Here is a 12957-nt window from a genome sequence, read left to right as displayed (position 1 = left end):
AACCCCTGATAAGCATAGAAGCGAATGACGAATTTGGTTTTGTCGAATGGCGGATTCAGGGCAAGCGCCGCAGCTTGTGCGCCAGCCGCTGTTCCTGCCAGCGGCTGAAAACATTGCGCAGCAGCAGGGTTCGCACCGCCCGCATCACCAGCGCGAGGCTCATGCCGCCGATCGCCCACAGCGACCAGAGATATTGCGGGTGGGTGAACCAGTTGATGGCGAACAACATCACGCCAATCACGGCGAAACGCACCGCCATGCTCAGCAGTTTGCCTTCTGCCGCGACCTGGTGACGAATACGTTGTTCCTCAGACATCTCCTCCTCCGTTGCCTGCTGCGGCTGCACATTGAGATCGCTGACCTGCACGCCCAGCGCGGCAGCGATCGCGGTCAAGGTTTCCAGGCTGGCCTGTTCACCGTTTTCAATCCGCTGAACGGTGCGGGTGCTGAGGCCGGCGATGGTCGCCAGCTGCTCCTGCGACCAGCCTTTTTCCAGACGCAATGGCCTGATGCGGTACTTTTGCATGCTGTACTCCTGAGTTCGCTGTCACTGTCATTCAGTGTAGGGCGAGCGGGGTGGCGGCGCCACGACAGCGGCACGACAGCGACGCGACATCCCTCGCCGGCTCGGGCCGGCGGGCAGTCAGAAGGCGACGTTGCGGATAAAGCGCAGGGGGAGATCGCCGTGGTTGGCGTATGCGTAGCGTTGATCGCTGTTGAAGGTTTGCGCGGCGCCGGCGGTGAGCGTCAGCGTATCTTGTTCCAGCTCCAGGGTCAGGGTGCCGGCAATGACATAGATCATTTCGCTCCAGCCTTCGGCGTCTGGCGCAGAGTCATAGCGCTCACCCGGCATCAGCGTCCATTCCCACAGTTCGGCCCGTTGGCGCGCCGGCACGCTGGCGGCGAACAGCGCCTGGCTGCCCGGCTGTGCGCCTTGCCAGGCCAGTTCCCCTACCAGCTGGCTGCCGCGCGCTTCCGGCGCCTGGATCAGATCGGTGAAAGAAATCGCCAGGGCAGCGGCGATCTTGTCGAGCACCGCCAGGCTGACGTTGCGATCGCCGGCCTCAATGCCCGCCAGCATGCGGCGGCTGACGCCGGAAAGCTCGGCCAGCGCCATCTGGCTCAGGCCCGCCTGTTGGCGGTAGCCGCGCAGATTGCTGCTCAGGTACTGCAGCACCTTGGGGGGATCGGTTTTCGCGTTATGCGCCGTATTGCTCATCGCCGGACTTTATCTCATACTGGCAGGATCTGTGCATTATATTGCACTCAGCAAGAAGGGCAAGCCGGTGTCTGCAGCAAAAAAATCCTTTATTTCCGCCGTGGTTCCGCAAATCAGGTGGCCGGAAGCGGTGTTGATTTTCATCACCATGATCTGGGGCGGCACCTTTTTGGCGGTGCATCACGCGATGCAGGTCAGCGGGCCGTTCTTTTTTGTCGGCCTGCGCTTCGCCACCGCCACGCTGGCGCTGACGCTGTTTTCGCTACGCGTCCTGCGCGGCCTGACCCGGTATGAACTGAAGGCGGGCGTGCTGATAGGGCTGGCGATCATGTTCGGTTACAGCATGCAAACCGTCGGCCTGCAGACCATCACCAGCAGCCAATCGGCGTTTATCACCGCCATGTACGTGCCGATCGTGCCGCTGTTGCAATGGCTGGTGCTGGGGCGGTTCCCCGGCATCATGTCGTGGATCGGTATTCTGCTGGCCTTCACCGGCCTGATGCTGCTGGCGGCGCCGAGCAGCACCGACATGACGCTGAGCCTCGGCGAAATTCTGACGCTGGCCGGTACCCTGGGCATGGCGGCAGAGATCATTCTGATCGGCGCCTTCGCCGGGAAGGTGAATATTCGCCGGGTGACTATCGTACAGTTGGCGACCGCCTCGCTGACCTCATTTTTGATGATGGCGCCGACCGGTGAGTCGCCACCGCCGTATTCGGATTACCTGCTGTACAGCGCCATTGGGCTGGGGCTGGCCAGCGCCTTGATTCAGCTGACCATGAACTGGGCGCAGCGCAGCGTTTCGCCGACGAGGGCCACGGTGATTTACGCCGGCGAACCGGTCTGGGCGGGCATCGTCGGGCGGTTGGCCGGCGAGCGTTTGCCGGGCGTGGCGTTATTGGGGGGCGCGTTGATCGTGATTGGGGTGGTGGTCAGCGAGCTGCGCGTGCGGCGCAAGGATAAAGCGGCGGTGGCGGCGGAAGCGGATTAGCGCAGAGGCTTAGAAAGAAGAAAGGGGCGGAGAGACCCGCCCCTTTTTGCATCACGCGGTTTTCTTCTTGCGCAGGAATACGTAAGACAGGCCGAGCACGATGAACCACAGCGGGGTGACGATCAACGCCTGGCGGGTATCTTCGCGCAGCGACAGCAGCACCAGCACGAACGCGAAGAACGCCATGCACACCCAGCACATCAGCTTGCCGGCCGGCATCTTGTAGATCGATTTCTGGTGCAGCGCCGGGCGCTGTTTACGGTAGACCAGGTACGAGCACAGGATGATGGTCCAGACGAACATGAACAGAATCGCCGACACGGTGGTCACCAGGGTGAAGACCGTCATCACGTTCGGTATCAGGTAAATCAGCACCACGCCGCCCAGCAGGCAGATACAGGAGAAGGTGAGGCCGTTGGCCGGCACCGCGCGCTTGGACAGGTTGGCGAACGATTTCGGCGCGTCGCCTTCCTGCGCCAGCCCGAACAGCATGCGGCTGGTGGAGAACACCCCGCTGTTGGCGGAGGAAGCGGCGGAAGTCAGCACCACGAAGTTGATCACGCTGGCCGCAGCCGGCAGGCCGATCAGCACGAACAGTTCAACGAACGGGCTTTTGTCCGGCACCACGGAGTTCCACGGCGTCACCGACATGATGACGATCAGGGCGAACACATAGAACATGATGATGCGGATCGGAATCGAGTTGATGGCGCGCGGCAGCGACTTTTCCGGATCCTTGGTTTCTGCGGCGGTGGTGCCCACCAGCTCAATGCCGACGAAGGCGAATACCGCGATCTGGAAGCCGGCGAAGAAGCCGCTGATGCCTTTCGGGAACATGCCGCCGTCATTCCACAGGTGGGTGAATGAGGCCACGGTGCCGGTCGGCGACTGGAACTGCATGGCGATCATCACCAGCCCGGCGACGATCAGCCCGACGATGGCGACGATTTTGATCATCGCAAACCAGAATTCCATTTCGCCAAACATCTTCACCGTCGCCAGGTTAAGGCCGAGCAGCAACAGCACGCACAGCAGTGAAGCGATCCACTGCGACAGTTCGGGGAACCAGAACTGGGCGTAGGCGGTGATCGCTACGACGTCGGCGATACCGGTGACCACCCAGCAGAACCAGTAGGTCCACCCGGTGAAGAAACCGGCCCACGGGCCGAGCAGATCCGCAGCAAAATCGCTGAACGATTTGTATTCCAGGTTGGACAGCAGCAGCTCGCCCATGGCGCGCATGACGAAGAACAGCATAAAGCCGATGATCATGTACACGAAGATGATCGAAGGGCCGGCCAGGCTGATGGTTTTACCGGAGCCCATAAACAGACCAGTGCCGATAGCGCCGCCGATGGCAATCAGCTGAATATGTCGGTTAGTGAGGTTTCGCCGTAGATGATCTTCTGAAGCGGGCGTCGCGTCAGTCGCTATTTTAGAGTGATCTACCATCTGATGATGTCCTGTTTTACCTGTCATTAGTGAAATCATGAGCTCTGAAGTGGCTCTTTTTTATACATTTATCCGGTTGGCCCGGCTTTAGTAAGGTAGTGCAATAACGCCACCTTTGTGCAACATGTTTACAACATTTATGCGCAGGATAAAAGTCGATCAATCTTTACACGGAGGAGGCAAATCGGACGTTCAGGGAGCGGAAGGTTACTCTTCAACACGGGGGATTAACAGACCTTATGCGGCTTATCTCGTTGATTAAACAAAGGGTTGTAAATTCGCATGAAAAAAAGTAATGAGTGTAAACGTTTGACAGTTGTACCGACGAGGAGGACAATTTATCTCGTTGGGTCGTTAGCTCAGTCGGTAGAGCAGTTGACTCTTAATCAATTGGTCACAGGTTCGAACCCTGTACGACCCACCAACCAAATCAGCGTGTTACGCTCAGATTATTCTCGGTCTGTTCCTGCATTGCGCCATTTTAAGCGCCCATTCTGCAAAAAAACTCGCATTTTTCGACCGATGTTCAGAAAGGTGATCTGGCGCAAAGTGTGGTGTTGCACCGCACTTTATACGGCAAGGGAGGCTGTGCGCTGGCGCAACGTCGGGATACGCAAGGGGCATTTGCCCAAAAATCTTTCAGGTCAAAATACCGGGGAATAAATGCGCAGCCGACATCAAGGCCAGCGCCCAGAGGGCGGCCGAAAGCGCCGCGGTGGCATAGACGCCCCCCAATGGCAGCTTCAGCATGCCGGCCATCAGCGGAACGGTGTAGCGCATCACCGCCAAAAAACGCGATACAAACAGCAGCGGTAGCCCTCTCTTTTGCAAGGCAAGTTGCGCTTTGCAGAGCGGCGCGTGAAAGCGTGCCGGCAACCGACGGCCAACGTCGCGACGGCACAGCAGCGCGCCGCCGTGGAACGACAGGATCGAACCCAACGCGGCGCCGAGGGTGATGGCCGCCCAAACCGCGCCGGCGGGCAGCGCGTGCTTGCCGGCCAGGATGCCCATCAGCAACGTGACCGAGGCGGGCGGCAAGACGGAAGACACCACGATCACGGATTTACCCAGCGCGAACAGGAAAATCAGCAGCAGCAACATTTCCGGCTCCGGGCCGTATTTGGCGATAATGTGCGTCAAGTCATCCATTTAACACCTGTGGGCAAGGGGATTGGATACCAGTGTCCCATCGGCAGGTTCAATAATGGCTAAATAACGCGCCGCTATCCGGCAATCTTCCTTCTGGCGGTATTTTGCCGGCATGGCGCGGCAGACAATAGCCCCCCGGCGCGGAGAAAGTTCACGCAGGGTCACGGTGGTTCAAGCGCTTTGATCGAAATTTGCGCGCGTTATCACCGAATTGAGAACCCGATTATGCGCCGGGGAAGTGACGCTTTCATCTCGTGAGGGGGAGAGATAAGGTGAAGCACGGCAAAACGGAATGCAGGAGCGCAATATGCTGAAGGTCATCGCTGAAGATTTTATCCACCCGGAACACATTGAAACCGTCATGCCGTGGTATCGCGAGCTGGTGGAGAAAACTCGGCAGGAACCGCTGTGTATCAGTTATGAACTGTGTATCGACCAGCAGGATCCTGGTCATTTTATTTTTATCGAAAGCTGGCCGGATCGCGCCGCCCTGGATGTGCATTGCCGGACTGAGCATTTCACCCGGCTGGTGCCACAGATCAATCAACATCAGCGCAAGCCTTGCACCTTCCTGTTTATGCAGGCATTTCCCGGGCTCAACGACGACTAGATGAAAAAATCCCCGCGGGGGGGCGGGGTCAATGGCTTCTCAATGCATTTTGTAATGGTTAATGAATAACCTTATTGCTTAAGGGATGCTCTGAGAATGCTCCTAAATGCATTCACTTTATGAATGATTATGCGCCGGGGCCTCGCTGGCGGTCTTGATGTCGCGCAACATACGGCGGCGTATCAGCCCGCTGACCAGGCGAATAGTATACCAGTAGGGAGTAAACCGCCGCCGGCTGGCGTCGTCGGGGCAGAAGATGCGCGTTTCCGTCTCCAGGCGACAGCGGCCGTCCGGCAGTGCGGCTACGGCATAGCCCAGCGCCAGTTTGGCGACGCCGGGCTGAGCGAAGGCCAAAAACGCCGGCCCGTCAGCGACCTGCTCCAGACCGTATTTGGCCTGCCAAAATCTGCCGATCAGGCCATAGACCAATGCGGCTTCATCCTGTTCAAGCAGGCAAAAGTTATGCAGGCCAAACGGCGGTGGGGTGGGCGTCCGGCGCGGTATCAGCCGCCCGGGCAATTCACGCAGCGCTATCATGCTGCGGAAGAAGCGATCGTGCTTGGGATCGTAGGCGACCACGGCCGCCAGGATCCTGGCCTGCGGTGCGGCGATGACGATCGCATGCCGTTCTGAGAACTGATATTGCTCAAGGTATTTATTCAGCAGCGTCATGCTGTGCCTTCTCCCGCCATTCGCTTTGCAGCAGGGCGAAACCGAATTCGTCGCCCCATGCGCCTTTGAAAAACACGTTTTGCCGCCAATAGGCCTCGCGCCGAAAACCCAGCTTGCCGAACAGCGTGGCGGCGCCCAGATTGCGTGCGTCCACCACTGCGGTAATGCGGTGTTTCGCCAGCGGCCCGAACAGCAGAACGATGGTGGCGTTCAGCGCCTCGCGCGCCAGCCCTTGCCGCTGATGGCTGGGGGCGAAGGTCACGCCCAGTTCGGCCTGACGCCCTTCATCGAAAAAGTGCACCGCGACATCGCCGAGCAACGCGCCGTCCTCCCGGCGCTCGACTGCCAGTTGAAACCAAGTGTCGTCGCGGTTGAACTCGAGGTGCCGTTGCCGTTCGAAAAAGGCCTGTGCATCGGCGGCGCTGTAGTCGCTCCAGCTTTGATAGCGCGCCACGTCAGGGTGGCTGCGGTAGGCGGTAAAGCGGGGCAGATCGTCGGCCGTGAACGGACGCAGGATCAGCCTGGGTGTCAGCAAAGGCAAATAGCGCATTGTTTTTCCTTATCAGCGCATTGGGGCTACCGGCAGTGTAGCCCAGTGCCGAAAAGCAGGCTGCGTAAAATGAGCTGTGGAGGAAAGCGGGAAATGCCGATTCAGGCGAACCGGCGGGGGGATTATCGTCGGGCGGCAGCCTGCCGCAGGCGCTCGACCGAGCCCTGTTGAAAATCGAATGAGGCGGCTTCTTGCCGTGCCAGCCCCTGGCGCACGATGGCCTTAACCGCCTGGCTGGCGGCCAGGTCTTTTCCGGCGATCTGTTCGGCGATGCGCAGCGCTTCTTCCCGGGCCGCTCCTTCGCTGATACGGGAAATGGCGCCGCGTGACAGAGCCTCCTGTGCGCCGACGATCCTGCCGGTCAGCAGCCAGTCGAGCGCGACATAGGGGGAAATGCGCGTCGGCAAACGCGCGCACCCGCCTTGTGCGGCGACCAACCCGAGCCCGGTTTCGGGGAAGCTGAAGCGTGCGTCCTGGCTGGCGACGATCAAATCGCACGCCAGCGCCAGCTCAAAGCCGCCTCCGTACGCGATGCCGTCAACGGCGGCGATGATCACTTTGGCGATCTGCGCATGGATCAGCCCGCCAAACCCCTCCGGCGCGACGATGGGCAGTTCACCTTGACGAAAGGCTTTGACATCCATACCGGCGGAAAAGACCGCCGGTTGGCCGGCCAGGACGATTGCGCGCACCGAGTCGTCGTTATCCGCCTGCCGCAGGTAGGTGCGGATCAGCTCGGCCATCTGCAGGTTGATGGCGTTCTTTTTTTCCGGCCGATTGAGGGTGATGACCGCAACCTGCGCACCATAGCGCTCATAAAGCACCGGGGGAGTTTCACTCATCGCTGGCCTCTCCCCGGAAAAAAAGCAGCGTCAGCAGCAGGGCGATGGCGCCGAGCGGCAGCGAAAACAGCGGCAGGTAATAGGCCGGCAGCGCGTAGAGCGTCAGGCCGCCCAGCATGCCGCCCGCCGCGATGCCGGCATATAGCACCGAGCTATTGAGCGACACGGTCAGCGCGCCAAAGCGTTTTGACAGCGACAACAGATGATGCTGGATCGGCACCAGATACATCCAGCCGGTGATCCCCCAGACCAGAAAGAGGGCCAGCACCCACCAGGGGGAAGTGACATAGAAGGCCAGCAGAAACAGGGACAGCGTCTGGATCGCCACGGAGAACAGCAGCACGAACTTGCTGCCGAGGGCATCGGTTAACGCGCCGGAGGCAAAATTGCCGATTACCGCGCCAATGCCGAACACCAGCAGCGCGAGGGGCAGGATTGCCTCTGGGCCGAACTGGGTATTTTTCAGCAATACGCTGACGTAGCTATAGACGATGTGCTCCGAGCAAACGGCAAAAAAGGTGATCAGCAGCGTGGTCAGCACCGCTTTTTGCCGCAGCGGGGCGAGCCGCTCTTTCAGCGAATGCTTGCCCGGCGGCGCGATGGCGCGCAGCGCCAGCGAAAGGCCCAGCAGCGCAATCCCCCCCAGCAGGGCGATGAACAGGAAGATTTCACGCCAGCCGATCAGTTTGGCGAGAAAGGTGCCGAACGGAATGCCGAGCGCAATAGCCAACGTCATGCCCCCATAGACGATGGATATGGCCAGGCCGCGGCGTTTTTCCGCCACCAGCCCCACCGCGGCGGCGGCGGCCTGCGGCGTGTAACAGGCTGCCCCCAATGCCGCCAGCACTCTACCGAACGAGATCTGCAGGTAGCTGGTGGCCCAGGCGCAGGCCAGATTGCCGGCGATGAACAGCACCAGCGCCAACTGCAGGATATGCTTGCGGTTGACGTTGCCGAGCAGCCAGGCGGTCAGTGGCGCGAACAGCATATAAGCCAGTGCGAAGACCGATATCAACTGCCCCGCTTGCGCGGGGCTGACGGCAAAGGTATCGGAAATGTCGCTGAGCACGCCGGCGACGATAAAGGCGTCGGTGCCGATGGCGAACGTGCCGGTCGCCATCAGACAGAGCGTGACCAGATGGCCGTTATAATCCGCTGACGTCATCCCGCCCTCCGCAGATCGTTCGCCGCCCAGACGCGCCCCAGCGCCGCAAGGAACGTCTCCACGTCGGCATGGGAGTGCGCCGAGGTCGGCGTCACACGCAGCCGCTCGCTGCCTGCGGGCACCGTCGGCGCATTGACCGGTTGCACGTAGATATCATGCTCATCGAGCAGCACTTTGCTGATGTGTTTGTTACGGTGCGGATCGCCGACCCGCAGCGGCAGGATGTGGCTGTCGGCCGACACCAGCGGGATGCCGGCGGCGCGCAGGCCGGTTTTCAGGTGATCGACGATCGCCAGCAGGTGCTTGCGCTGGGTATCATGCTCGAGGTTGTATTTAAAACTGGCCAGCGCGGCGGCCACCACCGGCGCCGGTGACGAGGTGCTGAAGACGAATGCCGGGGCCCAGCTGCGCACCGCCTCCACCACCGAGCGGGGCGCGGCGATATAGCCGCCCGCCGCGCCGTAAGATTTGCCGAACCCGCCCTGAATAATGGTGATTTTATCCAGCAGGCCCAGCTGTTCGGCGTAGCCCAGCCCCCGTTCGCCATACACGCCGGCGGAGTGGATCTCGTCGAGATAGGTCAGCGCCTGATACTGCTCAGCCAGCGCCACGATCTGCGCCAGGGGGGCAAAATCACCGTCCATGGAATACAGCGACTCGAAAGCGATCAGCTTTGGCCGCGCCGGATCGGCAGCCTGCAGCAGCTCGGCGAGGTGTGCCACATCGTTGTGGCGGAAGATCTTTTTCTCCGCCTTGCTGTAGCGGATACCGTAAATCATCGAGGCGTGATTCAGCTCGTCGGAGAACACGATCAGGTCGGGAATGGCGTCGCACAGGGTGGACAAGGTGGCGTCGTTGGCGCCGAAACCGGTGGTGAACAGCAGCGCCGACTCTTTGCCGTAGGCGCTGGCCAGCAGCGTTTCCAGCTCGCTGTGGTAGACCGAGGTGCCGGAAATGCTGCGGGCGCCGCAGGTGCCCAGCCCGACCCGGTTAACCGCTTCGGTGGTGGCCAGCAGCACTTTGGGATGGTGGCTCATCGCCAGATAGTCGTTCGAACACCAGACGTTGAGGCGGCGTTCACCGTGGTGACCGTGGCGGGTGGCCCAGGGTTTGTCCTGCACGCCGCGTTCAAGGTTGAGGAACTCGCGAAAACGCCCCTGTTTTTTGGTTTCCGCCAGCTTTTCTTCAAGAATGTTCAGTACGCTCATAGCATATTCCTTGTGTTAAACGGCTTTAAGGTTTAATGACAGACCCTGGCCGACGCCGACGCACATCGTCACCAATGCGTTGCCTGCCTGCCGGTCGCGTAATTCCAGCGCCGCCGACAGCACCAGGCGCGCACCGGACATCCCCAGCGGATGGCCGAGCGCAATGGCGCCGCCGTTCGGGTTGACCCGCGCGTCGTTGGCGTCGATACGCCAGTGTTTCAGCGCCGCCAGAACCTGTGCGGCGAACGCTTCGTTAATCTCGATGATGTCGAAGTCGTTCAAGGTAAATCCGCCGCGTTGCAGCAAGCGCTCGGTGGAGGCGATCGGCCCCAGCCCCATCAGTGCCGGTTCAACCCCGGCAGCCGTGCTGTCGCCGATCTCCGCCAGCGGTTGCCACCCCTGACGCTTCACGTAGCGCCCGGAGGCCAGCAGCAGCACGGCGGCACCGTCGTTGATGCCGGAAGCGTTGCCCGCAGTGACCGAACCGCCGGCGGAGAACGCCGGTTTCAGCGCCTGCAACTGTTGCAGCGTGCTGAGCCGGGGAAACTCGTCCTGTGCGAATGTGCGGGTGGTTTTACGATCCGCCGGCACGTCTACGGGCGTTATTTCCCGCGCCAGCCGGCCGCTGTCGATCGCCCGGCGGGCCTTTTGCTGCGAGGCCAGCGCGAACAGATCCTGCTCCTCGCGCGAGATGTGCTGCCGTTGGGCTACGTTTTCCGCCGTGATGCCGAGCGGATCGCTGCCGTAGCGCTCAGCCAGCCGCGGGTTAACAAAGCGCCATCCCAGCGTGGTGTCGTACAGTTTCACCCCTTTGTCGAACGGCGTTTCGCCTTTGCTCAGCACATAGGGCGCGCGGCTCATGCTTTCCACGCCGCCGGCCAAAACCAGCTCGCTGAGGCCGCTGCGGATTTTCGCCGCGGCGTAGATCACCGCATCCAACCCGGATGCGCAAAGGCGGTTGAGGGTGATGGCCGGTACCGACGGATCCAGCCCGGCAAGCAGCGCCGCCATGCGGGCGACGTTGCGGTTGTCCTCACCGGCCTGGTTGGCGCAGCCCAAGACCACTTCGTCCAGGCTCGTTTCCGCCGCCGGATGGCGTTGCAGCAAGCAGCGAATGATCGTCGCCGCCAGGTCGTCGGGGCGGGTATGCGCCAGGCTGCCGCCATAGGCGCCGATCGCCGTGCGCGTGCCGTCGATCAGATAAACACTGTCATCTTGAATGCTCATCGGCGATCCTTAAGGCGTGGTCGTCAGCGCCGGTTGGGCGGCGTGCAGAAGGGTGTAATGCGGCGCATAGCGTGCCGCGTGCAGCAGCTGCGCCAGATTGCTCAGCGTCGTCCTGACATTTTTCTCCCCCAGTCTGCGGAGCCAGTCGAAAATGCCGTCGGCGTAGTTAACGCCGGCGACGGCGGCGACATCGATGTCTTCCCGGCTGCAGACGCCGCTTTCCACCATGATCACCGACTCGTTGATCAGGCTGCTGAGGACGCGGGCGACGATCAGCGCCGGGGAGTCCTTGATAAATTCAACCTGCGGGATTGCCGTGTGCAGCAGGCGTAAAAACAGCGCCTTATTGGCCGCAGAGGCGTGGCGGCTGTGCGCTGCCACCAGATACGCCGTGTCGGCGTAGTTCAGGGCGACATCGACCACAAAGGCGTCCGCCGCCGTCTGCTCGGCCAGCTGGTTTGCCGTGCGGCCATCGGTGATGCTGACGGTGAAAGCCTGATTGACCTGAACGGCCGGCCCCAGGCCCGGTAATGCCGGCCGTTGTTCCACGCGCAGCTGTGGCCACTGAAGTGCGGCCCGCTGTTGTAACAGGGTGAAAAAAGGGTGCTCACCGTAAACGTGCAGCGTCTCGACGTGTGCATCGATGGCGGCCGTCACCGGTGGGGCGTTTTCTTCGGCAGGGAAATAGGAGCGGCCGTTCTTTTTCCCCAACAGACCGGCATCAACCAGCGAACGCTGCAGATGGCCGGGGGTATAGCGCGCGTCGTATTGCATGTCCTGCCAGATTTGCCGGCTGACCTGGTAGTTGATGTCCTGGCCGATAAAATCGGTCAGTTCGAGCGGCCCCATGCGAAAGTGTCCGCCGGCCTTGAGGGCGCGGTCGATCTGCGGCGCGCGCGCCACGTGTTCCTCCAACAGGCGGAACCCTTCCAGGTAGTAAGGGCGCGCCATACGGTTGACGATAAACCCCGGCGTAGCCTGGCAGACGACATCGCGTTTCCCCAACGCGGCTACCAGGTGACGGCAACGTTCGGTGGTGGCGCGTGCGGTAAAGTAGGCCGGGATGATTTCAATCAGTTTCATCAGCGGCGCAGGGTTGAAAAAATGCAAACCGATAAACCGCTCGCCGTGCGTCACCGCGGTTGCCAGCTTATTCAGCGACAGTGAGGAGGTATTGGTGGCGATCAGCGTGTCGGGCTTGACTGCCGCGGCGATGGCCGCCAGCACCTCAAGTTTGGTTTGCTCTTGCTCGGCGATGGTTTCTATCACCAGCTCGCTGTCGGCGATGGCCTCAAACTCCGAGGTGAACACCAGATTGGCCAGCACCGCGCCTTTATCCTGCAGCGCGATCTTGCCCTGTTCGACTTTCTTGTTCAGGTCTTGCTCGATATAGTCGCGAGCCTGATTGAGGGTATTGCCGTTGCGATTATAAAGCACCGTGCGAATGCCTTTTTGCGCGAAAAGATAAGCGATGCCTCTGCCCATCGTCCCCGCGCCGATAATCGCAGCCGATTGAATTGCTGCATTACTTTCTGCCATAGAAAATCCCCGTCACTGTATGCCATGCGAAATTCGCAAATGCTTATTATCTCTTTGGATTTACGGCGGCACTGGGTGCCTGTCTGGAAAGTAATGGGCGGTGTCCTGGCTGTCTAACGGTAGAAATGACAGGTTTACGCACCGAGGAGATTATGCTATTCGCGTAGTTGCCCAGCGCGGCGCAATAAAAAGGCTTATTTTAAGGGGGGATAGCTTTTTTCGTTATAGCGTTGGTATTTTTTATTATATGAAACGGCTACTGGCGCTGGGTGGCGATATTCTATAGTGAGTCTGACCTATCGATAAATCGGCATCGCTATCTGGAGAACCTGC

The 12957-nt window shown here is 60.6% G+C and carries 13 protein-coding genes and 1 tRNA gene; 3 read left to right on the top strand and 11 right to left on the bottom strand.

All coding sequences use genetic code 11. The features are described from left to right. Nucleotides 1-55 precede the first annotated feature (55 nt). Complete coding sequence (locus M6G53_RS14450) at nucleotides 56-526, bottom strand: helix-turn-helix domain-containing protein (RefSeq protein ID WP_253332417.1); 471 nt, start codon at nucleotides 524-526, stop codon at nucleotides 56-58. Between the two features lie 117 nt (nucleotides 527-643). Continuing rightward, nucleotides 644-1219 (bottom strand): helix-turn-helix domain-containing protein, encoded by a 576-nt coding sequence (locus M6G53_RS14445; protein WP_253332415.1) that lies wholly within the window; start codon nucleotides 1217-1219, stop codon nucleotides 644-646. 67 nt (nucleotides 1220-1286) lie between these two features. On the opposite strand from M6G53_RS14445, the gene M6G53_RS14440 reads away from it, so the two are divergent. Continuing rightward, complete coding sequence (locus M6G53_RS14440) at nucleotides 1287-2210, top strand: DMT family transporter (protein ID WP_253332527.1); 924 nt, start codon at nucleotides 1287-1289, stop codon at nucleotides 2208-2210. 51 nt (nucleotides 2211-2261) lie between these two features. Here M6G53_RS14440 and cycA read toward each other — a convergent pair whose 3' ends face one another. Beyond that, a complete protein-coding gene (gene cycA, locus M6G53_RS14435) occupies nucleotides 2262-3662 on the bottom strand; it encodes a D-serine/D-alanine/glycine transporter (protein ID WP_253332413.1) in 1401 nt (466 codons plus the stop codon). A gap of 348 nt (nucleotides 3663-4010) precedes the next feature. On the opposite strand from cycA, the gene M6G53_RS14430 reads away from it, so the two are divergent. Then, nucleotides 4011-4086: transfer RNA gene (locus tag M6G53_RS14430), tRNA-Lys, on the top strand. Nucleotides 4087-4301: 215 nt separating this feature from the next. Here M6G53_RS14430 and M6G53_RS14425 read toward each other — a convergent pair. After that, a complete protein-coding gene (locus tag M6G53_RS14425; RefSeq protein WP_253332411.1) occupies nucleotides 4302-4811 on the bottom strand; it encodes a DedA family protein in 510 nt (169 codons plus the stop codon). A gap of 307 nt (nucleotides 4812-5118) precedes the next feature. Here M6G53_RS14425 and M6G53_RS14420 point away from each other — a divergent pair, with 307 nt between their 5' ends. After that, nucleotides 5119-5421: a putative quinol monooxygenase gene (locus M6G53_RS14420; protein ID WP_253332409.1), complete on the top strand. Its 303-nt coding sequence runs from the start codon at nucleotides 5119-5121 to the stop codon at nucleotides 5419-5421. Between the two features lie 117 nt (nucleotides 5422-5538). Here the strand turns inward: M6G53_RS14420 and M6G53_RS14415 are convergent, their stop codons facing one another. The 7 genes from M6G53_RS14415 to M6G53_RS14385 all read right to left on the bottom strand — a co-directional run bounded on the left by M6G53_RS14415 (nucleotide 5539) and on the right by M6G53_RS14385 (nucleotide 12624). Beyond that, nucleotides 5539-6093: a hypothetical protein gene (locus M6G53_RS14415; RefSeq protein WP_253332407.1), complete on the bottom strand. Its 555-nt coding sequence runs from the start codon at nucleotides 6091-6093 to the stop codon at nucleotides 5539-5541. Further along, complete coding sequence (locus M6G53_RS14410) at nucleotides 6077-6643, bottom strand: GNAT family N-acetyltransferase (RefSeq protein WP_253332405.1); 567 nt, start codon at nucleotides 6641-6643, stop codon at nucleotides 6077-6079. The genes M6G53_RS14415 and M6G53_RS14410 overlap by 17 nt, the downstream gene beginning before the upstream one ends. 122 nt (nucleotides 6644-6765) lie before the next feature. Next, nucleotides 6766-7485, bottom strand: coding sequence for an enoyl-CoA hydratase-related protein (locus M6G53_RS14405; protein WP_253332403.1), 720 nt, complete (start codon nucleotides 7483-7485; stop codon nucleotides 6766-6768). Next, complete coding sequence (locus tag M6G53_RS14400; protein ID WP_253332401.1) at nucleotides 7478-8650, bottom strand: MFS transporter; 1173 nt, start codon at nucleotides 8648-8650, stop codon at nucleotides 7478-7480. The genes M6G53_RS14405 and M6G53_RS14400 overlap by 8 nt, the downstream gene beginning before the upstream one ends. Next, nucleotides 8647-9858, bottom strand: coding sequence for a 5-aminolevulinate synthase (hemA, locus tag M6G53_RS14395; RefSeq protein WP_253332398.1), 1212 nt, complete (start codon nucleotides 9856-9858; stop codon nucleotides 8647-8649). The genes M6G53_RS14400 and hemA overlap by 4 nt, the downstream gene beginning before the upstream one ends. A gap of 15 nt (nucleotides 9859-9873) precedes the next feature. Beyond that, nucleotides 9874-11085, bottom strand: coding sequence for an acetyl-CoA C-acyltransferase (locus tag M6G53_RS14390; RefSeq protein WP_253332396.1), 1212 nt, complete (start codon nucleotides 11083-11085; stop codon nucleotides 9874-9876). A 9-nt stretch (nucleotides 11086-11094) separates the two neighbouring features. Next, a complete protein-coding gene (locus M6G53_RS14385) occupies nucleotides 11095-12624 on the bottom strand; it encodes a 3-hydroxyacyl-CoA dehydrogenase NAD-binding domain-containing protein (RefSeq protein WP_253332394.1) in 1530 nt (509 codons plus the stop codon). Between the last annotated feature and the right edge of the window lie 333 nt (nucleotides 12625-12957).

The sequence above is a fragment of the Serratia nevei genome (assembly GCF_024160145.1).
Classification (GTDB): Bacteria; Pseudomonadota; Gammaproteobacteria; order Enterobacterales; family Enterobacteriaceae; genus Serratia; species Serratia nevei_A.
This window is presented reverse-complemented; position numbering and strand designations above follow the sequence as displayed.